The organism is Nonomuraea thailandensis, from assembly GCF_024172165.1.
In the GTDB taxonomy this organism is placed as follows: Bacteria; Actinomycetota; Actinomycetes; order Streptosporangiales; family Streptosporangiaceae; genus Nonomuraea; species Nonomuraea thailandensis.
Genome location: NZ_JAMZEB010000002.1, coordinates 9,096,727 through 9,119,631 on the forward strand (window position 1 = coordinate 9,096,727; position 22,905 = coordinate 9,119,631).

The following is a 22,905-nucleotide window of genomic DNA, read 5'->3' on the forward strand; positions in this document are numbered from 1 at the left end:
AAAAGCGCAGAAACAATCAATCACGGGGAGGCAAGTGGTGACCACCCACACCGAGGCCGAGATCGCGTCCCAGCCGTCCTGCTGGCGCCGCGCCGTCGCGAACGTCCCCGCCGACGCGCTGCCGCGCCGGGGCGAGCGGGTCGCCGTCGTCGGCTGCGGTACGTCGTGGTTCATCGCGATGGCGTACGCGGTGCTGCGCGAGCGGGCCGGGCACGGCGAGACCGACGCGTTCGCCGCCTCCGAGTTCCCGCAGGGGCGCCGCTACGACCGCGTGCTGGCGCTGACGCGCTCGGGCACCACGACCGAGGTCCTCGACCTGCTGGCGCGGACCACCGACAAGAGCGTCGCCATCACCGCCGACCCCACCACGCCGATCATGTCGGCCGCCGACGAGGTCGTCGTGCTCGACTACGCCGACGAGCAGTCGGTCGTGCAGACCAGGTTCGCCACCACGCAGCTCGCCATGCTCCGCGCCTCCCTGGGCGAGGACCTGACCCAGGCGATCGCCGACGCCGAGGAGGCCGTGGCCGCGCCGCTGCCCGACCCGCTGGTCTCGGCCGAGCAGTTCAGCTTCCTGGGCACCGGCTGGTCGGTCGGTCTGGCGCAGGAGGCGGCGCTGAAGATGCGCGAGGCGTCCCGCTCCTGGACGGAGGCCTACCCGGCGATGGAGTACCGGCACGGCCCGATCAGCATCGCCGCCCCTGGCCGCGTGACCTGGATGCTCGGCACCGCTCCCGAAGGGCTGCGCGCGCAGGTCGAGGAGACCGGCGGCACGTTCTTCGAGACCTCGCTCGACCCCATGGCCGAGCTGATCCGCGCCCAGCGGGTCGCGGTGGCGCGGGCCTTCGCCCAGGGGCTGAACCCCGACGAGCCCATGCACCTCACGCGATCTGTGATCCTTTCTTCATGAGCCTTACTCTTGCCGACGCCAGGATCGTGACGCCCGAGGGCGTGCACGAGGGGTGGCTGACCATCGAAGACGGCCGCATCACGCACGTCGGCCAGGGATCCGCCCCGGGTCCCGGCCTCAGCGTGGGCGGCCGGCACGTCGTGCCGGGGTTCGTGGACGTGCACAACCACGGCGGCGCGGGCGGCTCCTTCCCCACCGGCGACCTGGAGCGGGCGCGCGAGGCCGTGGCACTGCACCGCCGCCACGGCACCACGACCACGATGGCCAGCCTCGTCACCGACACGATCGAGGGCCTGACCAGGGCGGCGTCGGCGCTGGCCGAGCTGTGCGACGAGGGGCTGCTGGCCGGCATCCACTTCGAGGGCCCGTACATCGCCAGGTCGCGCTGCGGCGCGCACGACCCGACGCGGCTGCGCGAGCCCTCGCCGCAGGAGTTCGCGGGGCTGGTGAAGGCCGGGCGCGGCCACGTGCGCATGCTGACCATCGCGCCGGAGCTGCCCGGCGCGCTCGACACGATCAGGATGGCCGTCGCCGAAGGCGTGCTCGCCGCCATCGGGCACAGCGAGGCCGGCTACGAGCAGGCCATCGAGGGCATCGAGGCGGGCGCCACCGTGGCGACCCATCTGTACAACGCGATGCCGCCGCTCGGCCACCGCGCCCCCGGGCCCGTGGCGGCGCTGCTGGACGACGAGCGGGTGACGGTCGAGCTGGTCAACGACGGGGTGCACGTGCACCCGGCCATGCTGCGCCTGGCGTACGAGGTGGCGGGGCCAGGCAGGACGGCACTGATCACCGACGCGATGTCGGCCACCGGCCTGGGCGACGGCGACTACGTGCTCGGCTCCATGGCGGTGCGGGTGGACGACGGCGTGGCCCGGCTGGTCGAGGGCGGCTCGATCGCGGGCTCCACGCTGACGATGGACGTGGCGTTCCGGCGCGGCGTCCAGGAGCTGGGCATGTCGCTGCCCGACGCCGTCCAGGTGGCCTCGCTGACGCCCGCGCGGCTGCTCGGCCTGGCCGACAGGATCGGCTCTATCGCCGTGGGCAAGGCGGCCGACCTGCTGGTGCTCTCCGACTCGCTGGAAGTGGACGGCGTGCTGAAGGACGGCGTCTGGATCACGGAGCCTTAATGATCATCACGGTGACGCTCAACCTCGCTCTCGACGTGACCTACCAGGTGCCCGGCGTCGACTGGGACGGGGTCAACCGGGTCAGCGCGGTGCACAGGCGCGCGGGCGGGAAGGGCGTCAACGTGGCCAGGGTGCTGGCCGCGCTCGGCCGGGACGTGCTCGTCACGGGCCTGGCCGGCGGGCCGACCGGCCGGGCGATCGAGGCCGACCTGGAGGCGGCGCGGCTGCCCAGCGCCCTGTACGGCATCAACGGCGACTCCCGCACCACCCTCGCCGTCACCGACGCCGACCACACGGCCCTGTTCAACGAGCCGGGCCCCGACGTCACCGCGGACGAGCTGGCCGGCTTCGTCCAGCACTACGAGACCCTCCTGACCGGCGCCGACGCGGTCGTGCTGTCCGGGAGCCTGCCGCGCGGCGTGCCCGCCGACACCTACGCCACGCTGGCGGCCATCGCGGCCGGCCGGGGCGTGCCGTCCATCGTGGACGCCGACGGCGACCCCCTGCGCCACGCGCCCGAGGGCCGCCCCTCGATCCTCAAGCCCAACGCGGACGAGCTGGCCAGGGCCGTGCCCGGCGGCACCCCGGCCGAGGGCGCCCAGGCGCTGCGCGGCCGGGGCGCCGGGGCCGTGGTGGTGTCCATGGGCGCCGACGGGCTGCTGGCCGTCACCGGGGAGGGCACGTACGCGGCGCGGATGCCGTACACCGTGCGGGGCAACCCGACGGGCGCCGGCGACTCGCTGGTCGCGGGGCTGGCGCTGGGCCTGGTCGAGCCGGATCCGTGGCCGGACCGGCTCAGGCGGGCGGCCGCGCTCGGCGCGGCGGCCGTGGCCAGGCCGGTGGCCGGCGAGTTCGACCCCGACGTGTACGCCGACATCCACCCCCAGATCATCATCACGTAAGGAGCCCCGCCATGCCCCTCGCCTCCATCGGCGACATCGTCAGCCAGTCCCCCGCGGGGGTGGGCGCGTTCAACGTGATCCAGCTGGAGCACGCCACCGCCATCGTGGCGGGCGCCGAGGCCCTGGGCCTGCCGGTGGTGCTGCAGATCAGCGAGAACTGCGTGCGCTACCACGGCGCGCTGGAGCCGATCGCGCTGGCCTCGCTCGCGGTCGCCAGGAAGGCGGAGGTGCCGGTCGCGGTCCACCTCGACCACGCCACCGACCGGGCGCTCGTCGAGGAGGCGGTGACGCTGGGCCTCGGCTCGGTGATGTACGACGCCTCGGCCCTGCCCGACGAGGAGAACGTCGCCGCCACGGCCGAGGTGGCCGCCTGGTGCCACGAGCGCGGCGTGTGGGTGGAGGCCGAGCTGGGCGAGGTCGGCGGCAAGGACGGCGTGCACGCGCCCGGGGCCCGCACCAAGCCGCACGAGGCGCTCGACTACGTGACCAGGACCGGCGTGGACGCGCTGGCCGTCGCCGTGGGCACCTCGCACGCCATGACCACCAAGGACGCCGTGCTGGACCTGGAGCTCATCGCCGAGCTGCGCGCGGCCGTGCCGGTGCCGCTGGTGCTGCACGGCTCCTCCGGGGTGCCGGACGACGTGCTGCGCGAGGCCGTCCGCCAGGGCATGAAGAAGATCAACATCGCGACCCACCTGAACAAGGCGTTCACCGGCGCCGTACGCGACTACCTGACCCACGACGAGCGGGTCGTGGACTCGCGCAAGTACCTCAAGGCCGGCCGCGACGCGGTGGCCCGCGAGGTCAGCCACCTGCTGGGCGTGCTCACGGGCTGAGCTGCTTGCGCATGAGGACGGCCGAGCGGCCCTCGATGCCCTGGCGGCCGGTCTCGCGGTAGCCGAGCGACTCGTACAGGGCGATGTTGGCGGTCATCTTGGCGTTGGTGTAGAGGCGCAGCGCGGGCAGCCCCAGCCTGCGCGCCTCCCGCTCGGCGTGGGCCAGCAGCGCCCGTCCGATGCCCCTGCCGTGCAGGTCGGGGCGTACGGCCACGTTGTCCACCAGCAGCACGCCCTCTTCGGGCACCAGCACGATGAGCCCTTCGAGCCCGTCGGTGACGTGCACCCGGCCGTCGGCGATGAGCGCCGCGTAGTCGGACTCCAGCGGCAGCGGCGGCATGCCGATGACCTCGATCCACGGCGTGTAGGCGTCGTGGACGAGCCGTTCCACGGCGGCCCTGTCGCTCTCCTCCGCGATTCTCATGCGCCCAATGTAGTCAGCACCCGCTCGACCTGCCGCTGGAAGGTCCCGGGCGGGTTGCGCGGGTGCTCGTGCGACAGCAGGAAGAACCAGACGAGCGCGTGCACCTTGCGGCACTCCCTGGTCCGCCGCTCCTCCTGCGGGCTCAGCTCGAACCGGCGCGCGATCTCCACCTCCCCGTCCACCCACATCGACACGTGCTCGGCCAGCTCGGCCACCTCGAACGCGACGTCGCTGCGCCCGGAGTCCTCGAAGTCGACGATGCGCACGCGCGAGCCGTCCCACAGGAAGTTGGCCAGGTTCCCGTCGCCCGCGCCGAACACCTCCCGGACCCCGGCCTCGCCGGGCGACCAGCTCTCCAGCCAGCGCAGCCCCTCCTTGACGGCCCGGTCGGCCAGCGGCTCCCTGGGCTGCCAGGCGGCGCAGCGCTTCCTGACCCAGTCGACGATCGCCTCGCGCTGCCAGGGGCGTACGGGCAGGCCGCCCAGCACGTCGCCGGGCACGGCGGCGTGCAGCTCCGCCAGCGCCTCGGCCATGGCCGACACGTGCCTGCCCCGCGCGAACAGCCCGCGCAGCGGCACGCCGGGGATCCTGGACATCGTCACCGCGCCGCCCTCGAACGTGATCGGCTCCGGCGCGAGCCCCGGCGCGTGCTCGGCCAGCAGCGTCAGCGCCCGCCACTCGCGCTCGGCCGCGCCCGGCTTGCTGTCCTGGTAGCGCTTGACGACGCGGTCGCCCTCGTACGTCAGCTCGTGCGTGTGCTGAAGATCAGCCATTCCCGCATGCTAGGGCAACAACCGCGCAACGGCGCTGGTCACGAGCCTGTGGAGCTCGTCCACGTCGCCGGGCAGCGGCCTGGGTGATCCACCGCCCCGAACGTGAGCCCGTGGGCGCCCTCCTCGACCGGCACCTCGATCGCGGCGTCGACCAGCGCGGCACGCCGCGCCGTGTTCCTGCGGATCACCTTGACACCACTCCGCTTGTAGTACTACGGTCAGATCACTTCATTCGTAGTACTTCAAACGGAGTTGATCGCATGCGAAAGCTCGTCTACTACATCGCCACCTCGATCGACGGCTACATCGCCGGCCCCGGGGGCGAGTACGACTTCTACCCCGTGGCCGACGACATGGCCGCCGCCATGAACGAGCAGTATCCCGAGACCGTCCCCACCCCGGTGCGCGAGCAGATCGGCTTCGAGGCCCCCAACAGGCGCTTCGACACCATCCTCATGGGCCGTGGCTCCTACGAGCCCGGCCTGGCGGCCGGATACACCAGCCCGTACGCCCACCTGCGCCAGTACGTCGTCTCCAGCACCATCAAGAGCATCGACGACCCGGCCGTGGAGCTCGTCCCCGGCGACCCCCTCGGCCTGGTGCGCCGGCTCAAGCAGGAGGAGGGCCTCGACATCTACCTCTGCGGCGGCGGCAGCCTGGCCGCCCAGCTCCTGCCCGAGATCGACGAGATGGTGGTCAAGTGCTACCCGGTGGTGGCGGGGGCGGGCATCCCGGCCTTCCACGGCGCCTTCTCACCGACCAGGTTCACGCTGACCGGCACCCGCACGTTCAGCAACGGCACCGTGGTCATGACGTACACGCGTCACGAGGCGGCGAGCGCGTCCTGATAGCCGGTCGGGTCGGCGTAGTCGCGCGAGTGCACGATGAGGCCGTCCCTGATCCTCATCACCATCACGTACGAGCTCGCGAACGGCCGGCCGGAGGAGACGACGTGGCCGTGCAGGCCGTACTCGGCGATGACCACCTCGGGGTCGGCGGTCTCGTGCAGCACCACGTTCTCCAGCCGGTCCCGCCGCAGCACCGCCCCCGCCCGCTCGAACCTGGCCCGATGCCCCTCCCTCCCCTCGAACCTGAAGGGCCCGCCCCCGGACGTGAACGGGATCTCGATCACCGAGTCCTCCGAGTAGAGGTCGGCCAGCGCGGCGAGGTCGCCCCCGGCGGCGACGGCGAGGAAACGCTCGGCCACTTCACGGGCGGACGGATGCATCACATGCCTCCAGAACGGTCTAGAATCCGGAACGAGTAACCCGCTTAGACGCTACGGAACGCTCGTTCCGGCTGTCAACCCAGGAGGTTCCGGGCATGACCGTTCCCGGCCGGGCGGACGCCCGCCACAACCACGCCCGCGTCCTGGCGGCGGCGCGGGAGACGTTCGCCGAGCAGGGCCCGTCGGCGACGCTCGACGCCGTCGCGCGCCGGGCCGGCGTGGGCGCGGGCACCGTCTACCGGCGTTTCCCCAGCAAGGAGGCGTTGCTCGCGGCGGTGGTCAACGACCGGCTCGACCGGCTCGTCGAGGAGCTCGCCACCCCGGCGTCCGCCGACCCCGGCGCGGCCTTCCTCGCCGCGTTCGAGCGGGCGGTGTCGCAGGTGGCGCTCAACAAGGCCCTGTGCGAGTCGATGGCCTCCGCCGCCGGCGTCTCCCCCGGCGTCCACGACCGTTTCCTGGCCGCCCTGGCTCCCCTGCTCGCCCGCGCCCAGCGGGCGGGGGCCGTCCGTCCCGACGTGACCGCCGGGGACGTGGCCGGGCTGATCGCGGGCTGCGCCGCCATGGAGCACACGGCCGCCACCCCCGGTCGCAGCACCGCCATCGTCCTGGACGGCCTTCGCGCCTCCGTAACGAAACCTAACGAAACTCGGTGCGTGGAGTGCGGCACCCCGATCGCGCCCACCGCCACGGGCCGCCCCGCCCGCTACTGCGGCAACGCCTGCCGGCAACGCGCCCACCGCCGCCGCCACACCCCCGCCTGAGGGCCGCGACCCGCGACACCCCCGCCTCACGGCCAGGGCCCGTCACACCTCTGACATGACCGCCGGGGCCCGTCGCGCCTCCGACTCGGCCGCCGGGGCCCATCACGCCTCCGACTCGGCCGCCGGGGCCCGTCGCGCCTCCGACTGGCGGCCGGGCCCCGTCACAGTCTCGCCCGCAGGAACTCCCGCTCCACCTCGTTGCCCGACCGCGCGATCGCCGCCTCGTACGCCTGCGCGGCCTCCGCCTCCCGCCCCAGCCGCCGCAGCAGATCGGCCCGCACGGCGTGGAACAGGTAGTAGTCACCCGCCGCCCCGATCTCCTCGACCACCCGCAACGCCCGCCCGGGCCCCTCCACCTCGGCCACGGCCACGGCCCGGTTAAGCGCCACCACGGGGGTCGGGGTGAGGGTCAGCAGCAGGTCGTACAGCTTGAGTATCTGACCCCAGTCGGTCTCCGCCGCGCTCGCCGCGTCGCCGTGCACCGCGTTGACGGCCGCCTGCACCTGGTACGGCCCCGGCTCGTCGCGCCGCAGGCACCGCCGTACGAGCTCCCGCCCCTCCTCCAGGAGCGCCCGGTCCCACAACCGCCGGTCCTGCGCGGCCAGCGGCACCAGCTCGCCGCCCGCCCCGGTGCGGGCCGCCCGCCGCGACTCGATGAGCAGCATGAGCGCGAGCAGGCCCATGACCTCCGGCTCGTCCGGCATCAGCGCGGCCAGCAGCCGCCCGAGCCTGATGGCCTCGGCGCACAGCTCCTCGCGGACGAGCCGGTCACCGGAGCTGGCCGCATAGCCCTCGTTGAAGATCAGATACACCACCGCCAGCACCGCCCGCAGCCGGGCGGGCAGATCGGCCTGCTCCGGGATCCGGTACGGGATGCGCGCGTCCCGGATCTTGCCCTTGGCCCTGACCAGCCGCTGGGCCATGGTGGCCTCGGGCACGAGGAACGCCCGGGCGATCTCCGCCGTCGTGAGCCCGCCCAGCAGCCGCAGCGTGAGCGCCACCTGGGCGTGCGCGGCCAGCGCCGGATGGCAGCAGGTGAAGATCAGCCGGAGCCGGTCGTCGCGCACGGGCCCCTCGTCCACGTGCTCGGCGGGGGCGTGCAGCAGCGCGGCCTGGGCGTGCTTGTCGTGCCGCGCGGACTCCCTGCGCAGGCGGTCGATGGCGCGGTTGCGCGCGGTGGTGATGATCCATCCGGCGGGGCTCGGCGGCTGGCCGGCCTGCGGCCAGTGGCGCAGCGCCACGGTGAAGGCCTCCTGCACCGCCTCCTCGGCCAGGTCGAGGTCGCCGAAGACGCGCACGAGCACCGAGACGGCCCTGCCGTACTCCTCGCGGAAGACCCGCTCGACCTCCGTCACCCTCAGAACCCGGAGCCCGCCCTGCGCTGCATGGCCTCCACCGCGTTCTTGGCGTCCCTGAGCGAGGCCCCGGTCTCCTTGCGGTAGATCGCGATGGCTTTGATCGTCTTGCCGTGCCTCAGCGCCTCGTAGAGCTCCGGCGGGAACCGGCGCTCCTCACCGCGGGAGAGATCGACGCCGAGATAGCGCTGGAGGGCCGCCACCTGCTGTTCGAGCCGGGCGATCCTGTCCTCAACCGATTCCATGGCGAGAACCCTACGTCGCGGCCGCCACCCGCGCAGAGCGGGCGGCGGCCACCCGGAACGTCAGCGCTGGATCGGCGCCACGACGACCTCGACCCGCTGGAACTCCTTGATGTCGGAGTAACCGGTCGAGGCCATGGTCCGCTTCAGCGCGCCCATGAGGTTCATCGACCCGTCGGCCACGCTCGACGGCCCGTGCAGGATCTGCTCCAGCGTGCCGACCGTGCCGAACGCCATCCGACGCCCGCGCGGCAGATCGGGGTGGTGCGCCTCGGAGCCCCAGTGGAACCCGTGCCCGGGCGCCTCCACCGCGCGTGCCAGCGGCGAGCCCACCATCACGGCGTCGGCGCCGCAGGCGATGGCCTTGGCGATGTCGCCGGAGGTGCCCATGCCGCCGTCGGCGAGCACGTGCACGTAGCGGCCGCCGGACTCGTCGAGGTAGTCGCGCCGCGCCGCCGCCACGTCGGAGATCGCGGTGGCCATCGGCACGGCCACACCCAGCACGTTGCGGGTGGTGTGCGAGGCGCCACCGCCGAAGCCCACCAGCACGCCGGCCGCGCCGGTGCGCATCAGGTGCAGCGCGGCGGTGTAGGTGGCGCAGCCGCCCACGATGACCGGCACGTCCAGCTCGTAGATGAACTGCTTGAGGTTGAGCGGCTCGGCCCGCCCCGACACGTGCTCGGCCGAGACCGTGGTGCCGCGGATGACGAAGATGTCGACGCCCGCGTCGATCACGGTCTTGTGGTACTGGACCGTGCGCTGCGGCGACAGCCGGACCGCGGTGGTCACGCCGGAGGCGCGGATCTCCTCGATCCTGCGGCCGATCAGCTCTTCCTTGATCGGCGCGGCGTAGATCTCCTGCAGCCGCTTGGTGGCCGCCTCCTGGTCGAGGGCGGCGCACTCCTCCAGCAGCGGCAGCGGGTCCTCGTAGCGCGTCCACAACCCTTCGAGGTCGAGCGGGGCCAGACCGCCGAGCCGCCCGATCTCGATGGCGGTGGCCGGCGAGACCACGCTGTCCATGGGAGCGACGACCACGGGCAACTCGAACCGGTAGGCGTCGATCTGCCAGGCGATCGAGACCTCCTCCGGGTCACGGGTGCGCCGCGAGGGCACCAGGCCGATCTCGTCAAGCGCGTACGCCCGCCGCCCGGTCTTACCCCGGCCGATCTCCACCTGCTGAGTCATGAACTTACCTTCTGTGATAGTTCGGAGCTTCCACGGTCATCTGGATGTCGTGGGGATGGCTCTCCTTGAGGCCCGCCGCCGTGATCGGCATGAGCTCGCAGTCGGTGTGCATCTGCTCGATCGTGCGGCAGCCCGCGTACCACATGCCCTGGCGCAGCCCGCCGATGAGCTGGTGGGCGACGGCCGCGACCGGGCCGCGGTAGGGCACCTGGCCCTCGATGCCCTCGGGGATGTACTTGTCCTCGCCGCCGACGTCGGCCTGCGCGTAGCGGTCCTTGCTGAAGGAGGTGCCGCCGCGCTCGCGGTTGCGCACGGCGCCGAGCGAGCCCATGCCCCGGTACGACTTGAACTGCTTGCCGTTGATGAAGATCAGCTCACCGGGCGACTCCTCGCAGCCGGCGAGCAACGAGCCCAGCATGACCGTGTCGGCCCCGGCGGCGATGGCCTTGACGATGTCGCCGGAGTACTGCAGCCCGCCGTCGCCGATCACCGGCACCCCGGCCGGCGCGCACGCCCTGGACGCCTCGTAGATGGCCGTGACCTGCGGCGCGCCGACCCCGGCCACGACGCGGGTGGTGCAGATGGAGCCGGGGCCCACGCCCACCTTGACGGCGTCGGCGCCCGCGTCGACCAGCATCTGGGCGCCGGCCCTGGTCGCGATGTTGCCGCCGATGACCTCGACCTTGCTGTTGGCCTTGACCTTGGCGATCATGTCGGCCAGGCCCTTGGAGTGACCGTGCGCGACGTCCACGACCACGACGTCCACACCGGCCTCGATGAGGGCCTTGGCGCGCACCTCGGCGTCGCCGCCGACCCCGACGGCCGCCCCGACGACCAGCCGCCCGTCGGCGTCCTTGGTGGACAGCGGGTACTGCTCGCTCTTGGTGAAGTCCTTGACCGTGATCAGGCCCCGCAGCCTGCCCTCGGTGTCGACCAGCGGCAGTTTCTCGATCTTGTTCTGCCTGAGCAGGGCGAACGCGTCGTCACGCGAGACCCCCACCGGCGCGGTGACCAGGGGCATCTTCGTCATGACCTCGCGGACCGGCCGCGCCTGGTCGGTCTCGAAGCGCATGTCGCGGTTGGTCACGATGCCGACCAGCGTGCCCGACACGTCGGTCACGGGCACCCCGGAGATCCGGTACGTGGCGCACAGCCGCTCGACGTCGGCCAGCGTGTCGTCGGGGCTGCACGTCACCGGGTTGGTGACCATGCCGGCCTCGGACCGCTTGACCAGGTCGACCTGCTGGGCCTGCTCCTCGACCGACAGGTTGCGGTGCAGGATGCCGATGCCGCCCTGCCGGGCCATGGCGACCGCCATGCGGGCCTCGGTGACGGTGTCCATGGCCGCGGACATCAGCGGGATGGACAGCGTGATGCCCTTGGACAGGCGAGATCGGGTTTCGGCCTCCCCTGGCTGCAGGTCCGAATATCCGGGCACCAGCAGCACATCATCGAAGGTCAAACCCATCTCGGTGAACTTGGACATGCCGCGGCCCCCTCCTGCCTAGCGCTGATGTGCACCAAGTCTAGGCCCTGCTTCCAAAACGCACTGAAGCCGGGAGCACGAGAACCCCCACGGCTCTCGCAGTCCCGGCTTCGACATAGTGCCGGGGGATGGGACGGTCGGTGATCCGTCCCACCCCCCGGCCACCGGCATCCGGGCAACGGCGGCGCGACACGCCACCGAACCCCCCTCCGCGTCCTGATGGCCGGCGCAACCGCGCCCTTGGCTGGATGCCGACGCTAGGTAAAGCCTGCGTTACTCAACGGCACATCGCAATGTGAAAACGTGCAATTGCACGAAGTTGCACGCCGCGGGGCCGCAGTCCGCGCAACACGCGGACAGGAAGCGAATGCGGGGTTATCCTCACGGCACGCCCGTGTCCCCCCAACGGAGCCGCCCATAATGCGCGACGAGCCGCTAATCATGTCAGATCCGCTCGAGACACTGGGCCTTGACCCGGCCCAGACCGCGCTCTACTCCGCGGTGCTGCGCCTGCACAAAGCGACCCGTTCGGACCTGGCACAGGCCATGGACGGCCCGATCGAGAAGGTCGGCCGCCAGCTCGACGACCTCGTCAGGCTGGGAGTGATCGACGAGCACTCGGGACAGTACCTGGCCAGGCATCCCGCGGCGGCGCTCGGCCGACTGATCGCCGAGCGGCTCGACCGGCTGGCGGAGGAGAGCCGCAGGATCGACTCGGCGCTGGGCTCGATCCGCGGGCTGATCCGCGACTACGACGCCGGGCGCGACTATCGCAGCGGGCCTTTCACGGTGGAGATGGCGAGGGGGGCGGACATCCTCTACGAGAGCGTGGTGGGCATCGCCGTGCAATGTCAAACCCCACCAATGCCTTTACTGACCTCCGTTCCGGACGACCGGACCATGACAGACTTTGCCCGGAAATTTGCGGATCCTTGGATTGATGCGCAGAAACGGAATTTGCTTACCGTTCAAGCGATCATCCCGGTTTCCAGTCTGCTGCTCCCCGGCGTCCGCGACCAGCTCACCCGCCTCACCGAGGCCGGCGGCGAGGTGCGCACGCTGGACCGGGTGCCGAGCTGGTTCATGACCGCCGGGCCCGAGGTGGCCGGCCTGCCCGCCCACTGGGGCGGCAACCTGCCCGACCACGCCTACAACTTCTACCTGGTGCGCACCTCCGTCGTGGTGGGCGTGCTCGGCTCGCTCTTCCGCGAGCTGTGGGCCCGCGCGCTGCCCCTGCCGTGGGGGCACAGGAGCGACGGCGCGGTGCAGGTGCTGCGCCTGGCCGCGCAGGGCATGTGCGACGACTCGATCGCCCGCCAGCTCGGCGTGTCGGTACGCACGGTCCGCGCGCGCTTCGCCGACGCCATGACCGAGTTGGGAGCTCAATCCCGCTTTCACGCCGGCGTCGAGGCTGCCAGACGTGGATGGCTGAGGTAAACCCCACCGCGCGGGCCGCTTCGGTCATATGGTGGGAAGGTGCTGGAAGACGTCCCCCGCGATCCGTTCGCGGACGACCCGAACGACCCGTCCTCGGCGATGGGCGCGCTCGACGACGCCGAGCCACTCACCGCCGCCGAGCGCGACGAGGCCATCACGGACCTCGCCGACGTCGAGGTCTTCCGCTCCCTGCTCGAACCGCAGGGGGTGCTGGGGCTCGTGCTCGACTGCCCGGAATGCGGCGAGCAGCACTTCTTCGACTGGGAGCTGCTGCGCGGCAACCTCAAACAGATGATCGAGAAAGGCCAGCCGCAGGTGCACGAGCCGGCCTTCCACCCCGACCCCGCCGACTACGTCAGCTGGGACTACGCCCGCGGCTACGTCGACGGCGTCATCGACACGGAGGAGCGCCGCTGATCGACGTCATCGAGCAGCGCGGCGAGCAGACGCGCCGCTGGATCGCCTGAGTCGGGCAGCTCTCCACGACCGAGCGCGTCGAGCAGCGCATCGGTCTCCTCCTCAGGTGTCAAGCCGACTCCAGCTCGGCCATCTGCCTCAATCTCGCCAGCGCCCGATGCTGGGCGACTCGGACCGCTCCCGGTGACATACCGAGTACATTACCGGTCTCCTCGGCGGACAGCCCCGACACCACCCGCAACAGCAGCAACTCCCGCTGGTTGTCGGGGAGCCTGGCCAGCAGCCGCCTGGCGTGCTCCACCTCGATGTAGCGGACCACCGTCTCCTCCGGCCCGGGGCCGTCGTCGGGTCCGTCGGGCAGATCCTGGGTCGGCACGGCGGAGCGCACCGAGCTCCGCAGCGCGTCGGCCACCTTGTGCGAGGCGATCCCGAACACGAAGGACGCGAACGGCCGCCCCATGTCCCGGTACCGCGGCAGCGCGGACAACACCGCGATGCACACCTCCTGGGCTACGTCATCGGCAATGTGATATTGCCCTGAAACCCTGCCCAGCCTGGCGCGGCAATACCGCACCACCATCGGACGCAACTCACCGAGCAGGGATTCGATCGCACTGCGATCCCCCTGCACGGCGAGGCTCGTCAGTTCCCTAAGGTCGGAGTCATCCGTCCGTGCCGGAAGTCTCGACGCGAGCCTTACCCCAATTTTGGCGTCGGCGACGCTTCCCTCGCTCACGATAGGCATGATGCCCGCACTGATCCGGCCTGTCGTCATAGCGAACGGCTACGGATTGGTCACATTGAAGCGACGATAACGAACAGTAATCAACTGACCACACTAAGCCTTAATGCTGACATAATGTTTCAGGCGATAAGCCAGAATGCGCGACATTTGTCAGACCCCAGACGCTTAACGCACACTTCCGGTTTACTCCAATAAGCCACCTTTTCCCCCACTTCCCCCCATCCCACCCACGAGGGGACATGCCGCCGCGGGGCCCGGCTCATTCGTCGCGCACGTCCAGCAGTTCGAGGTAGCCCCGCACCGCCTCCCACAGGTGATGCTCGGGGTAGCGCCGCAGCCCCCTGTGCTCGCGCCGCCACTGCCGGTCCCAGTACGCCCCGTGCACCGCCCTCAGGTGCTCCAGAGCCGCCTCCAGCTCCTGCGCGACCCCGGCGACCCGCTCCTCCCCCCGAGGAGCCTCAGCGCCGCGCAGCGCCCCGAACCGCCGCTCCCGCAGCGAGGCCAGCACGCCCTCGTCGATGCCGTCGAGCGACCAGAACCGCACCGGCTCGTGGATGTGATGATTGGCCACCGGCTCGCGGAACGACCGCCACCAGTAGGCGATCCCGCCCTCGTCCAGCCGCAGGAAGTCCACCAGCCAGGCCGTGCCCGGCGGGTGCGTGCCCCAGGCGACCTCGTCCGGCGGCAGGTTCAGCACGAAGGCGAGCTCGAGCTCGTCGAGCGGGTCCGCCCCCTCCGTCAGGGCGCCGAACACGTGGGCCTCGCGCAGGAACGGCTCCACCGCCGGCAGCCGCCTGGTCTGCTCGCACGCCTCGGCCAGCATCCTCAGCCGCTCCACCGCCCGCGCGTACCGCATGCCCCCAGCGTAGGACCCGCCCTCGCGCGCCCGCTCCCCGCACCCCGGTCCGGTGCCGCCCCCCGGCCCCTGAAACGCCGTACGGCCCGCACCCCTGAGGGGTGCGGGCCGTAACGGAACGGAAGGCGCGGTCAGTGGCCGTGGCCGTGACCGTGACCCTGGCCGGCGGCCGGGGCCTCCTCCTCGGGCTTGTCCACCACGAGCGCCTCGGTGGTGAGCAGCATGCCCGCGATCGAAGCGGCGTTCTGCACGGCCGAGCGCGTGACCTTGACCGGGTCGATGACGCCCTGGTCGAGCAGGTTCACGTACTCGCCGGTGGCGGCGTTGAGACCGTGACCGGCCTCCAGCTCGGCCACCTTGTGCGTCACCACGTAGCCCTCGAGGCCGGCGTTCTCGGCGATCCAGCGGGCCGGCTCGACCAGCGCGCGGCGGACGATGCCGACGCCGGTGGCCTCGTCGCCCGTGAGGCCGAGGTCGTCGAGGTCCTTCGAGATGTGGATGAGCGCGGAGCCACCGCCGGAGACGATGCCCTCCTCGATCGCGGCGCGCGTCGCGGAGATCGCGTCCTCGAGGCGGTGCTTCTTCTCCTTCAGCTCCACCTCGGTGGCGGCGCCGACCCGCAGCACGCACACACCGCCGGCGAGCTTGGCCAGGCGCTCCTGCAGCTTCTCGCGGTCCCAGTCGGAGTCGGACTGCTCGATGGCAATCTTGATCTCCTTGACGCGGTCCTCGATGGCCTGCGCGTCACCGGCGCCGTCGACGATGGTCGTGGCGTCCTTGGTGACGACGACGCGGCGGGCCGTGCCGAGCACCTCGAGACCGACGTGCTCCAGCTTGAGGCCGACCTCCTCGCTGACGACCTGGCCGCCGGTGAGGATGGCCATGTCCTGCAGCATCGCCTTGCGGCGGTCGCCGAAGCCCGGGGCCTTGACGGCCACGGAGGTGAAGGTGCCGCGGATCTTGTTGGTGACCAGGACGGCCAGGGCCTCGCCCTCGACGTCCTCGGCGACCACGAGGAGCGGCTTCTTCGTCTGGGCGATCTTCTCCAGCAGCGGCAGGAAGTCCGCGATGGAGGAGATCTTGCCCTGGGTGAGCAGGATGTAGGCGTCCTCGAGGACGGACTCCATCCGCTCGGGGTCGGTCACCATGTAGGCCGACAGGTAACCCTTGTCGAACTGCATGCCCTCGGTGAACTCGAGCTCCATGCCCATGGCGTTGGACTCTTCGACGGTGAGCACACCGTCCTTGCCCACCTTGTCGAACGCCTCGGCGATCAGGCCGCCGATCTGGGCGTCCTGCGCGGAGATCGTCGCGACGTTGGCGATCTCCTTCTTGTCGTCGACCTCGCGGGCGCTGGCCAGCAGCTTGTCGCTGACGGCCTTGGCGGCCTTGTCGATGCCGCGCTTGAGCGACAGCGGCGAGGCGCCGGCGGCCACGTTGCGCAGGCCCTCGCGGACCATGGCCTGGGCCAGGACGGTCGCGGTGGTGGTGCCGTCGCCCGCGATGTCGTTGGTCTTGGTGGCAACTTCCTTGGCGAGCTGGGCGCCGAGGTTCTCGTAGCGCTCCTCCAGCTCGATCTCACGAGCGATGGTGACACCGTCGTTCGTGATCGTCGGCGCACCGAACTTCTTGTCGATGACGACGTTGCGGCCACGCGGGCCGAGGGTTACCTTCACGGCGTCCGCGAGGGCGTTCACACCGCGCTCGAGCGCGCGGCGGGCGTCCTCGTCGAACTCCAGGATCTTCGCCATTGCTGAAAGTCCTCTCCTGGCGTCGAAAGCCCCGGCCGCCCTCAAGAGCGCCCGGGGCTCGACACAACCGGCTTACTTCTCGATGATCGCGAGAACGTCGCGGGCGGAGAGCACGAGGTACTCCTCGCCGCCGTACTTGACCTCGGTGCCGCCGTACTTGCTGTAGAGGACGATGTCGCCCTCAGAGACGTCGAGCGGAATCCGCTTGTCGCCGTCCTCGTCCCAGTTGCCCGGGCCCACCGCGAGGACCTTGCCCTCCTGCGGCTTCTCCTTGGCGGTGTCAGGGATGACCAGGCCGGAAGCGGTGGTCTGCTCGGCCTCAAGCGGCTGGACCACAATGCGGTCGCCGAGCGGCTTAACGGGAACCTTGGTGGCGGTCGTCACGATCGGACCTCCCCTTCAGATTTGAATGATCTAGAAGAGGCGACCAGCTGGGCCTGCCGTCGCGGGTGTCAGACCTGCCTCGTCGCACGTTGGCACTCTCAAGGGGAGAGTGCCAACAGGAAACATATGCAAGAGGGGCTTGACAGTCAACACGAACGCGTCTGCTGAGAGCGATCAGACCCGCCTCGCGGGCATGCGGGGCCTGGTCCAGTCTCCCACGTGCGCGAACGTCCCCGCCTCCGGCGCGCCGCCGCCACCTGCGCGTACGCGGGCCACGGCCGCGCCGCCCCGGGGCCTTTCCCGCTCCCGCGTGGCGCTAACGTCTGGTGACGTGGATCTCGACGCCTTCACCGAGTTGCTGACCCCGCGCGGCAGGCGCGCGCTGGCGGAGGCCGAGGAGCTGGCGGGAGCCGACCCGGTCGTCGCCGCCACCACGTTGCGCAGGACGTACGACGCGGCGCTCACCTCAGCCGCGCTCACCCAGGCGGGGCTCAGGGAGCGGGCCAGGGCCAAGTTCGGCGCGGACGCCGGGCGCATGTTCTTCACCCCGCACGGCCTGGAGCAGTCCACGAGGGCGGAGGTGGCCGAGCACCGCGCCCGCCGCCTGCTCGCCCTGCACGGCGCGGGGGCGCCCCGGGTCGTGGACGCCTGCTGCGGCGTCGGCGGCGACCTGCTCGCGCTGGCCCGCGCCGGCTGCACCGTGGCCGCCGTGGACACCGACCCGCTGACCGTCGCGGTGGCCAGGGCCAACGCGGAGGCGTTCGAGCTGGCCGACCGGGTGACGGTGACCGTGGCGGACGCGGCGGGAGTCCGGCCGGAGGACCACGACGTGCTGTTCGCCGACCCGGCCAGGCGCACGGGCCGGGGCCGGACGTTCGACCCGATGGCCTACTCGCCGCCCTGGCCCGTGGTGCTCGATCTGGTCTCCCGGGCGCGGCTGGCCTGTCTCAAGGTCGCCCCCGGCATCCCGTACGAGTTCATCCCCGAGGGCGCGGAGGCCGAGTGGATCTCGTACAAGGGCGAGGTCAAGGAGGCCACCCTGTGGGCCGGGCCCCAGGGCGGCGGGGGCAGGCGGGCCACCCTGCTGCCCGGCGGCCACACGCTGGCCGCCACCGGCGTGCGGGCCCCGGTCGGCGCGCCGGGCCGCTTCGTCTACGAGCCCGACGGCGCGGCCGTCCGCGCGCACCTGGTCGGCGAGGTGGCCGAGCTGGTCGGCGGCAGGCTGCTCGATCCGATGATCGCCTACGTCACGTCCGACGAACCGGTGGACACCCCGTGGGCCGCCGCCTACGAAGTCGACGACATTCTTCCCTTTTCCCTGAAAAGGCTCCGAGCCGCCCTCCGCGAGCGACAGATCGGCAATGTCACCATCAAAAAGCGGGGCTCCGCCGTGGACATCGAACGCCTGCGCGCCGACTTGCGCCTCAAAGGCGACAAATCCATGGTGATCATGCTCACCAGAATTGCCGACAAACCCTCGGTAATCTTGTGCAAGGCCCGCCCACCTGCCTGAATCACCGAACCCGGACATCCGTACGTTAATCGCGATCTTTCAATTCAGCCCTGACGGACCTTGATCGAAAGGCTAAGGTAGGCGGGCGAGTGGCTCTCCGCCCCATTGCGGTTGACCGCGCTCTCACCTTTCAACGATAAACCGGACCTATCCCACCGCTGCGCGGCAGACCGTCGGCGAGCGAAGGAGCTTTCGGTGGACCATTCCAACCACGCCGCCCTTCTTCCGAACGGCCATGACGCCGTCCCCAAGAGGATGCGGGACCTGCTCGCGCGTGCCGCCCAGGACCATGTCTACGAGCAACGCACCCAGGGCGCCGTGCTCGACGAGATCCGCCAGCGGCTCGAAGGCATGGAGTGGCTGCTGCGCGAGGTGCGCGAGCGCGAGCTGGGCGGCCTCAGCGGCGCGCTGGAGACGGTCAGCGGGCGGCTCGACGAGATCTCCGCCAAGCCACCGATGTGGGCGGAGGGCCTGGCCCAGCACGTGGAGGCCGTGCGCGACCACGTCGACGCCGTGGGCGAGAAGGTCGGTCACGTCGACGCCCGGGTCACCCCGGTGGCCGAGCTGCCGAGCCTGTGGGCCGACGTGGGCACGGTCGGCGAGAGCGTGGACGAGGCGCTCAAGCGCCTGCAGTCGGTGCTCGACACCACCGACGGCATCACCAAGGGCATGTCCGACTTCGCGGCCCTGCTGGCCGGCCTCAACTCCAGCATGGAGGCCGCCGCCAGCCGCTTCACCCGGCTCGACAAGTCGATGGCCGAGCTGGCCACCCGCACCGACCGGGTCGAGGACGTCGTCAACGACCTGTCGGAGAGCGTCGGCACCCGGCTCGGCGACACCGACCAGCGGCTCACCGCCCGCCTGGACGAGACGGACGAGCGGCTGAGCGCCCGCCTGGACGACACGGACCGGCGCCTCGGCACCCGGCTCGACGAGACCGACCAGCGGCTCGCCACGGCCCTCCTGGAGGCCGACGAGCGCCTCGTCAGCCGGCTCAAGGAGGCCGACGAGGCGCTCACCGGCCGCCTGGCCGGCGTCGAGCAGCGCCTGACCACCCGGCTCGACGAGGCCGACCAGCACCTGGCCGTGCAGCTCGGCGAGAGCGAGCAGCGCCTGACGGCCCGGCTCAGCGGCGTGGACGCCCGGCTCGACAGGGCCGAGGGCAAGCTCACCGGCCTCGACTCCCGGCTCACCGGGTTCGACAGCCGGCTGGAGTCCGCCGACGAGTGCCTGGCCGACATCGACACCAGGATCGACGGCCTCGACGGCCGCATGAGCGGCGTGGACAAGCGGCTCGTGTCCATGGACGGCCAGCTCGGCTCGGTCGACAAGCGGCTGGGCACCCTCGACGGCCACCTGGGCCGTCACGACGACCGGTTCGACGCGCTCGACGTGCGCATCGACGCCCGCTTCTCCTCGCTCGACGAGCGCATGTCCGCCGCCGACCAGCACACCGCCGAGCTCGCCACCCGCAACGAGGGCCGCTTCAACAAACTCGACAACCAGATGGACGCCATCGACGAGCGGCTGGGCGAGGCCGAGGAGCACCTGAGCAGCCGCTTCGACGCCATCGACGGCCACTTCGGCGGCCTCGACACCCGCTTCCACGGCTTCGACACCCACCTCAACGGGCTGGCCGCGCGCGCCGAGCAGGCGAGCGAGCACCTGGAGTCGGTGGACGAGCGCATCGAGGCGGTCACCGAGTGCGTGGGCCGGCTGCCCGCCGACCTGGCCATCCCGGAGCGGGTCGGCGAAGTGCTCCAGGCGCACGTGGGCGAGCAGGCCGAGCGCCTGACCGCCGCCACCGAGGCGCTCACCGAGCTGGTCAGGGCCCGCCCCGACGGCGACGAGCTGGCCGGCACGGTGACCGGCATCGTCCAGCCGGCCACGGCCGACCTGAACAAGCGGCTCGACGCGCTGGAGGAGACCATGCTGGCCCTGGCCGAGGCCCTGCTGCGCCCGACGAGGGCCAAGGACTGACCCGCGTGCCTGTGGGGAGGCTCACAGGCACGGCTGTCACGTTCGCGCGGTCATGACCGTCCGTTGCTCAGACCCGAAGGGAGAGCGACGGATGTTCATCAAGATCACAGTGGTCGTCGCGGCGGCCACGATGCTGGTCACCGGCGTGTGGATGCGGATCGACCCGGCGAGCTTCGCCGAGTGGGCCAACTGGCCCAACCACGAGCACTTCCTCCACGACGCCGGTGTCTTCCAGATCGGCATCGGCATGATGATGTTGTGCGCACTGTGGTGGCGCGACGTGATCGCGGTGGTGCTGGCCGGATACGTGTTCACCAACACCTTCCACGCCGTCAACCACGTGCTGGACCGGCACCTGGGCGGCAGCGACGACGACTGGTGGCAGCTCGGCCTGTTCTCCGTGCCGGCGGCGGTGGCCCTGGTGCTGCGCCTGCGGGTGCTCTCCCGCAGGCGCGAGCTCACACGTGCACGGTCGTGATCGGCAGCGACGAGTCGGCGGGGATCTCCAGCGTCGAGGGCGTGACACCGGCGGCGACCAGGTCGGAGCCGAGGGCGGCGACCATGGCGCCGTTGTCGGTGCACAGCCCCGGCCTGGGCACGCGCAGCCGTACGCCTGCCGCGTCGCAGCGCTCCTGGGCCAGCGCGCGCAGCCGCGAGTTGGCCGCCACGCCGCCGCCGACCAGCAGGTCGTGCACGTCGTACTTGCGGCAGGCCTGAAGGGCCTTGCGGGTCAGCACGTCGACCACCGCCTCCTGGAAGGAGGCGGCCACGTCGGGCACGTGGACGGACTCGCCCGACGCCTCGCGGGCCTCCACCCAGCGGGCGACGGCCGTCTTGAGCCCGGAGAAGGAGAAGTCGAGCGTGCCGTCGTCGAGCTTGCCGCGCGGGAACGCGATCGCCGTGCCCGAACCCTCGCGGGCGGCCCTGTCGATGTGCGGGCCGCCGGGGAACGGCAGGCCCAGCACCCGCGCGACCTTGTCGAACGCCTCACCCGCCGCGTCGTCGACGGTGGAGCCGAGCGAGATGACGTCCTCGGCCACGTCGGGCACGAGCAGCAGCGAGGAGTGGCCGCCCGAGACCAGCATCGCGATGCACGGCTTGGGCAGCGGCCCGTGCTCCAGCTGGTCGACGGCGACGTGCGCGGCCAGGTGGTTGACGCCGTAGAGGGGGACGCCCAGGCCCAGCGCGTACGACTTGGCCGCGGCCACGCCCACCAGCAGCGCGCCCGCCAGCCCTGGGCCGGCCGTCACGGCGATGGCGTCGATGTCGGAGAACTTCAGCCCGGCCTGGGCCAGCGCGGCCTCCACGGTCGGCGTCATGGCCTCCAGATGGGCGCGCGAGGCGACCTCGGGCACCACGCCGCCGAATCTGGCGTGCTCGTCCATGCTGGAGGCGATCGTGTTGGCCAGCAGCGTGTGACCCCTGACGATGCCGATGCCGGTCTCGTCGCAGGACGTCTCGATGCCGAGGACCAGGGGTGCGTCAGTCACCAAGCTTCCTTCTCATCATGATCGCGTCGGTGCCGTCGTCGTAGTAGCGGCGGCGGGTGCCGATCTCCTCGAACCCGAAATGCCGGTAGACCCCCTGCGCGCGCGGGTTGTCGGCGCGTACCTCCAGGAAGATCTCCCGCGCGCCCCTGCGGCCCGCCTCGGCCAGCAGCTCGGTCAGCATCGCGCCGCCGATGCCCGTGCCCTGGTGCTTGTCCAGCACCGCGATGGTCTGCACGTCGGCCTGGTCGCCCGCGGCGGCGAGCCCGGCGTAGGCGACGATCTCGTCGCCCACCAGGGCCACCACGTAGTGGCGGGTGCGGGGCATCTCGGCCAGTTCGCCGCGCATCATGCCCTCGCTCCACGCGTCGAGCGGGAACGTGGCCCGCTCGATCGCCATGACCGCCGGCAGGTCGGCCTCGGTCATCGTGCGCAGCTTCACGCCGTCACCCTCTTGGGCGCGCCCGGCACCACCGCGTCGGGCCTGCGCAGGTAGATGGGGCGCGGCGGGTCGAGCGGGACGCCCGCGCCGAGCCGCTCGGCGGCCAGCGCGCCCAGCGCGCCACCGTACGGGTAGAGCGGCAGGTCGAGACCGCCCCCCAGGAGGTCGGGGTAGAGCTGCGCGCCCGCGCCCACGACCGGCAGCCCCTCGGCGGGCACGTCGGCGGGGCGGTCCACGAAGGGGCCGTCGGCACGCGTGCGGTGGTCGGAGTAACGCGCCCAGAAGACTTCCTTGCGCCGCGCGTCGGTGGCCGCCAGGAAGGGCTCGGACAGCCCGCTGCCGTAGGCGACGGCGTCGAGCGTGCAGATGCCGTACGCGGGCACGCCCAACGTGGTGGCCAGGCCCTGCGCGGTCATCAGCCCGACGCGCAGACCCGTGTAGGGACCGGGGCCGCTGCCGGCCACGATGGCCGTCACCGCGCGCAGCGGCACGTCCGCCTCGCGCAGCACGGCCTCGATGGTGGGCACGAGCAGCTCACCGTGGCGCCGGGCGTCGATCGTGGTCGACTCGGCGAGCACGCGCTCCCCGTCGTGGAGCGCGGCGGTGACGGCGGGCGTCGCGGTATCAAAGGCCAGGACCAGCACGACTGTTTAGCCTACCC

Annotated in this window: 27 protein-coding genes; 11 read left to right on the top strand and 16 right to left on the bottom strand. The window is 71.6% G+C overall.

Features of this window, described 5'->3' with window-relative positions:
- Positions 1–37 precede the first annotated feature (37 nt).
- The 4 genes from HD597_RS45500 to HD597_RS45515 are packed head-to-tail and all read left to right on the top strand — an operon-like array spanning position 38 to position 3,778.
- Entirely contained in the window at positions 38–910 is an 873-nt protein-coding gene (locus tag HD597_RS45500; RefSeq protein ID WP_253752697.1) for an SIS domain-containing protein, read from the top strand.
- Entirely contained in the window at positions 907–2,040 is a 1,134-nt protein-coding gene (nagA, locus tag HD597_RS45505; protein ID WP_253752698.1) for an N-acetylglucosamine-6-phosphate deacetylase, read from the top strand. Before HD597_RS45500 ends, nagA begins: the two co-directional genes overlap by 4 nt.
- The gene (locus HD597_RS45510) at positions 2,040–2,942 is read left to right on the top strand and encodes a 1-phosphofructokinase family hexose kinase (protein WP_253752700.1); all 903 of its coding nucleotides are present in this window, start codon (positions 2,040–2,042) and stop codon (positions 2,940–2,942) included. Before nagA ends, HD597_RS45510 begins: the two co-directional genes overlap by 1 nt.
- Positions 2,943–2,953: 11 nt before the next feature.
- Positions 2,954–3,778, top strand: a complete 825-nt coding sequence (locus tag HD597_RS45515; RefSeq protein ID WP_253752702.1) for a class II fructose-bisphosphate aldolase — start codon at positions 2,954–2,956, stop codon at positions 3,776–3,778.
- On the opposite strand, the gene HD597_RS45520 is transcribed toward HD597_RS45515, so the two are convergent.
- Genes HD597_RS45520 through HD597_RS45530 form a run of 3 tightly spaced genes read right to left on the bottom strand, consistent with a single transcriptional unit; the run spans position 3,768 to position 5,163 of the window.
- Positions 3,768–4,202 (bottom strand): GNAT family N-acetyltransferase, encoded by a 435-nt coding sequence (locus tag HD597_RS45520; RefSeq protein WP_253752704.1) that lies wholly within the window; start codon positions 4,200–4,202, stop codon positions 3,768–3,770. The genes HD597_RS45515 and HD597_RS45520 overlap by 11 nt on opposite strands.
- Positions 4,199–4,975, bottom strand: a complete 777-nt coding sequence (locus tag HD597_RS45525; RefSeq protein WP_253752706.1) for a phosphotransferase family protein — start codon at positions 4,973–4,975, stop codon at positions 4,199–4,201. Before HD597_RS45525 ends, HD597_RS45520 begins: the two co-directional genes overlap by 4 nt.
- 38 nt (positions 4,976–5,013) lie before the next feature.
- Positions 5,014–5,163: a hypothetical protein gene (locus tag HD597_RS45530; RefSeq protein WP_372513559.1), complete on the bottom strand. Its 150-nt coding sequence runs from the start codon at positions 5,161–5,163 to the stop codon at positions 5,014–5,016.
- A gap of 72 nt (positions 5,164–5,235) precedes the next feature.
- Here HD597_RS45530 and HD597_RS45535 point away from each other — a divergent pair, with 72 nt between their 5' ends.
- Positions 5,236–5,823 (top strand): dihydrofolate reductase family protein, encoded by a 588-nt coding sequence (locus HD597_RS45535; protein ID WP_253752708.1) that lies wholly within the window; start codon positions 5,236–5,238, stop codon positions 5,821–5,823.
- On the opposite strand, the gene HD597_RS45540 is transcribed toward HD597_RS45535, so the two are convergent.
- Positions 5,799–6,203: a nuclear transport factor 2 family protein gene (locus tag HD597_RS45540; RefSeq protein ID WP_253752716.1), complete on the bottom strand. Its 405-nt coding sequence runs from the start codon at positions 6,201–6,203 to the stop codon at positions 5,799–5,801. The genes HD597_RS45535 and HD597_RS45540 overlap by 25 nt on opposite strands.
- Positions 6,204–6,298: 95 nt before the next feature.
- Between HD597_RS45540 and HD597_RS65225 the strand changes: the two genes are divergently transcribed.
- Positions 6,299–6,964, top strand: a complete 666-nt coding sequence (locus HD597_RS65225; RefSeq protein WP_276083189.1) for a TetR/AcrR family transcriptional regulator — start codon at positions 6,299–6,301, stop codon at positions 6,962–6,964.
- Positions 6,965–7,125: 161 nt separating this feature from the next.
- On the opposite strand, the gene HD597_RS45550 is transcribed toward HD597_RS65225, so the two are convergent.
- Genes HD597_RS45550 through guaB form a run of 4 tightly spaced genes read right to left on the bottom strand, consistent with a single transcriptional unit; the run spans position 7,126 to position 11,232 of the window.
- The gene (locus HD597_RS45550; protein ID WP_253752718.1) at positions 7,126–8,319 is read right to left on the bottom strand and encodes an RNA polymerase sigma factor; all 1,194 of its coding nucleotides are present in this window, start codon (positions 8,317–8,319) and stop codon (positions 7,126–7,128) included.
- Positions 8,320–8,321: 2 nt separating this feature from the next.
- On the bottom strand, positions 8,322–8,564 hold the full coding sequence (locus tag HD597_RS45555) for a hypothetical protein (protein ID WP_253752720.1): 243 nt from the start codon (positions 8,562–8,564) through the stop codon (positions 8,322–8,324).
- Positions 8,565–8,624: 60 nt separating this feature from the next.
- Entirely contained in the window at positions 8,625–9,746 is a 1,122-nt protein-coding gene (locus HD597_RS45560) for a GuaB3 family IMP dehydrogenase-related protein (RefSeq protein WP_253752722.1), read from the bottom strand.
- Positions 9,747–9,750: 4 nt separating this feature from the next.
- Entirely contained in the window at positions 9,751–11,232 is a 1,482-nt protein-coding gene (gene guaB / locus HD597_RS45565; RefSeq protein ID WP_253752724.1) for an IMP dehydrogenase, read from the bottom strand.
- A 420-nt stretch (positions 11,233–11,652) separates the two neighbouring features.
- On the opposite strand from guaB, the gene HD597_RS45570 reads away from it, so the two are divergent.
- Together HD597_RS45570 and HD597_RS45575 are read left to right on the top strand one after the other, a co-directional pair.
- Positions 11,653–12,669 carry a helix-turn-helix transcriptional regulator gene (locus HD597_RS45570; protein ID WP_253752726.1) on the top strand — a complete coding sequence of 339 codons (1,017 nt, stop codon included), beginning with the start codon at positions 11,653–11,655 and terminating at the stop codon, positions 12,667–12,669.
- A 39-nt stretch (positions 12,670–12,708) separates the two neighbouring features.
- Positions 12,709–13,086: a DUF5319 domain-containing protein gene (locus HD597_RS45575; RefSeq protein WP_080043188.1), complete on the top strand. Its 378-nt coding sequence runs from the start codon at positions 12,709–12,711 to the stop codon at positions 13,084–13,086.
- Here the strand turns inward: HD597_RS45575 and HD597_RS45580 are convergent.
- The 5 genes from HD597_RS45580 to groES all read right to left on the bottom strand — a co-directional run bounded on the left by HD597_RS45580 (position 13,047) and on the right by groES (position 16,822).
- Positions 13,047–13,199 carry a hypothetical protein gene (locus tag HD597_RS45580; RefSeq protein ID WP_253752728.1) on the bottom strand — a complete coding sequence of 51 codons (153 nt, stop codon included), beginning with the start codon at positions 13,197–13,199 and terminating at the stop codon, positions 13,047–13,049. The genes HD597_RS45575 and HD597_RS45580 overlap by 40 nt on opposite strands.
- Positions 13,196–13,831, bottom strand: a complete 636-nt coding sequence (locus tag HD597_RS45585; RefSeq protein WP_090930520.1) for a sigma-70 family RNA polymerase sigma factor — start codon at positions 13,829–13,831, stop codon at positions 13,196–13,198. Before HD597_RS45585 ends, HD597_RS45580 begins: the two co-directional genes overlap by 4 nt.
- Positions 13,832–14,090: 259 nt before the next feature.
- Positions 14,091–14,687: a DUF7711 family protein gene (locus HD597_RS45590; protein ID WP_253752730.1), complete on the bottom strand. Its 597-nt coding sequence runs from the start codon at positions 14,685–14,687 to the stop codon at positions 14,091–14,093.
- Positions 14,688–14,818: 131 nt separating this feature from the next.
- Entirely contained in the window at positions 14,819–16,438 is a 1,620-nt protein-coding gene (gene groL / locus HD597_RS45595) for a chaperonin GroEL (protein ID WP_253752732.1), read from the bottom strand.
- 72 nt (positions 16,439–16,510) lie between these two features.
- On the bottom strand, positions 16,511–16,822 hold the full coding sequence (gene groES, locus HD597_RS45600) for a co-chaperone GroES (RefSeq protein ID WP_043623565.1): 312 nt from the start codon (positions 16,820–16,822) through the stop codon (positions 16,511–16,513).
- A 331-nt stretch (positions 16,823–17,153) separates the two neighbouring features.
- On the opposite strand from groES, the gene HD597_RS45605 reads away from it, so the two are divergent.
- The 3 genes from HD597_RS45605 (at position 17,154) to HD597_RS45615 (ending at position 20,793) form a co-directional block, all read left to right on the top strand.
- Positions 17,154–18,335: a class I SAM-dependent methyltransferase gene (locus tag HD597_RS45605; RefSeq protein WP_253752734.1), complete on the top strand. Its 1,182-nt coding sequence runs from the start codon at positions 17,154–17,156 to the stop codon at positions 18,333–18,335.
- A gap of 195 nt (positions 18,336–18,530) precedes the next feature.
- Positions 18,531–20,315, top strand: a complete 1,785-nt coding sequence (locus HD597_RS45610) for a hypothetical protein (protein ID WP_253752736.1) — start codon at positions 18,531–18,533, stop codon at positions 20,313–20,315.
- Between the two features lie 91 nt (positions 20,316–20,406).
- Positions 20,407–20,793, top strand: coding sequence for a hypothetical protein (locus tag HD597_RS45615; protein ID WP_253752738.1), 387 nt, complete (start codon positions 20,407–20,409; stop codon positions 20,791–20,793).
- Here the strand turns inward: HD597_RS45615 and tsaD are convergent.
- From tsaD to tsaB, 3 genes are read right to left on the bottom strand one after another with little or no spacing between them, the layout of a single operon-like run.
- Positions 20,774–21,805, bottom strand: coding sequence for a tRNA (adenosine(37)-N6)-threonylcarbamoyltransferase complex transferase subunit TsaD (gene tsaD, locus HD597_RS45620; protein WP_253752740.1), 1,032 nt, complete (start codon positions 21,803–21,805; stop codon positions 20,774–20,776). The two genes, HD597_RS45615 and tsaD, sit on opposite strands and share 20 nt — an antisense overlap.
- The gene (gene rimI / locus HD597_RS45625; RefSeq protein WP_253759748.1) at positions 21,798–22,229 is read right to left on the bottom strand and encodes a ribosomal protein S18-alanine N-acetyltransferase; all 432 of its coding nucleotides are present in this window, start codon (positions 22,227–22,229) and stop codon (positions 21,798–21,800) included. Before rimI ends, tsaD begins: the two co-directional genes overlap by 8 nt.
- An 11-nt stretch (positions 22,230–22,240) precedes the next feature.
- Complete coding sequence (tsaB, locus tag HD597_RS45630) at positions 22,241–22,888, bottom strand: tRNA (adenosine(37)-N6)-threonylcarbamoyltransferase complex dimerization subunit type 1 TsaB (protein WP_253752742.1); 648 nt, start codon at positions 22,886–22,888, stop codon at positions 22,241–22,243.
- Between the last annotated feature and the right edge of the window lie 17 nt (positions 22,889–22,905).

Excerpts from the sequence above, each read along its gene's own strand:
- nagA (WP_253752698.1), top strand. The coding sequence starts at position 907 with ATGAGCCTTACTCTTGCCGACGCCAGGATCGTGACGCCCGAGGGCGTG.
- HD597_RS45510 (WP_253752700.1), top strand. The coding sequence starts at position 2,040 with ATGATCATCACGGTGACGCTCAACCTCGCTCTCGACGTGACCTACCAG.
- HD597_RS45515 (WP_253752702.1), top strand. The coding sequence starts at position 2,954 with ATGCCCCTCGCCTCCATCGGCGACATCGTCAGCCAGTCCCCCGCGGGG.
- HD597_RS45520 (WP_253752704.1), bottom strand. The coding sequence starts at position 4,202 with ATGAGAATCGCGGAGGAGAGCGACAGGGCCGCCGTGGAACGGCTCGTC.
- HD597_RS45525 (WP_253752706.1), bottom strand. The coding sequence starts at position 4,975 with ATGGCTGATCTTCAGCACACGCACGAGCTGACGTACGAGGGCGACCGC.
- HD597_RS45535 (WP_253752708.1), top strand. The coding sequence starts at position 5,236 with ATGCGAAAGCTCGTCTACTACATCGCCACCTCGATCGACGGCTACATC.
- HD597_RS45540 (WP_253752716.1), bottom strand. The coding sequence starts at position 6,203 with ATGCATCCGTCCGCCCGTGAAGTGGCCGAGCGTTTCCTCGCCGTCGCC.
- HD597_RS65225 (WP_276083189.1), top strand. The coding sequence starts at position 6,299 with ATGACCGTTCCCGGCCGGGCGGACGCCCGCCACAACCACGCCCGCGTC.
- HD597_RS45555 (WP_253752720.1), bottom strand. The coding sequence starts at position 8,564 with ATGGAATCGGTTGAGGACAGGATCGCCCGGCTCGAACAGCAGGTGGCG.
- HD597_RS45560 (WP_253752722.1), bottom strand. The coding sequence starts at position 9,746 with ATGACTCAGCAGGTGGAGATCGGCCGGGGTAAGACCGGGCGGCGGGCG.
- guaB (WP_253752724.1), bottom strand. The coding sequence starts at position 11,232 with ATGTCCAAGTTCACCGAGATGGGTTTGACCTTCGATGATGTGCTGCTG.
- HD597_RS45570 (WP_253752726.1), top strand. The coding sequence starts at position 11,653 with ATGCGCGACGAGCCGCTAATCATGTCAGATCCGCTCGAGACACTGGGC.
- HD597_RS45585 (WP_090930520.1), bottom strand. The coding sequence starts at position 13,831 with ATGCCTATCGTGAGCGAGGGAAGCGTCGCCGACGCCAAAATTGGGGTA.
- HD597_RS45590 (WP_253752730.1), bottom strand. The coding sequence starts at position 14,687 with ATGCGGTACGCGCGGGCGGTGGAGCGGCTGAGGATGCTGGCCGAGGCG.
- groL (WP_253752732.1), bottom strand. The coding sequence starts at position 16,438 with ATGGCGAAGATCCTGGAGTTCGACGAGGACGCCCGCCGCGCGCTCGAG.
- HD597_RS45615 (WP_253752738.1), top strand. The coding sequence starts at position 20,407 with ATGTTCATCAAGATCACAGTGGTCGTCGCGGCGGCCACGATGCTGGTC.
- rimI (WP_253759748.1), bottom strand. The coding sequence starts at position 22,229 with ATGACCGAGGCCGACCTGCCGGCGGTCATGGCGATCGAGCGGGCCACG.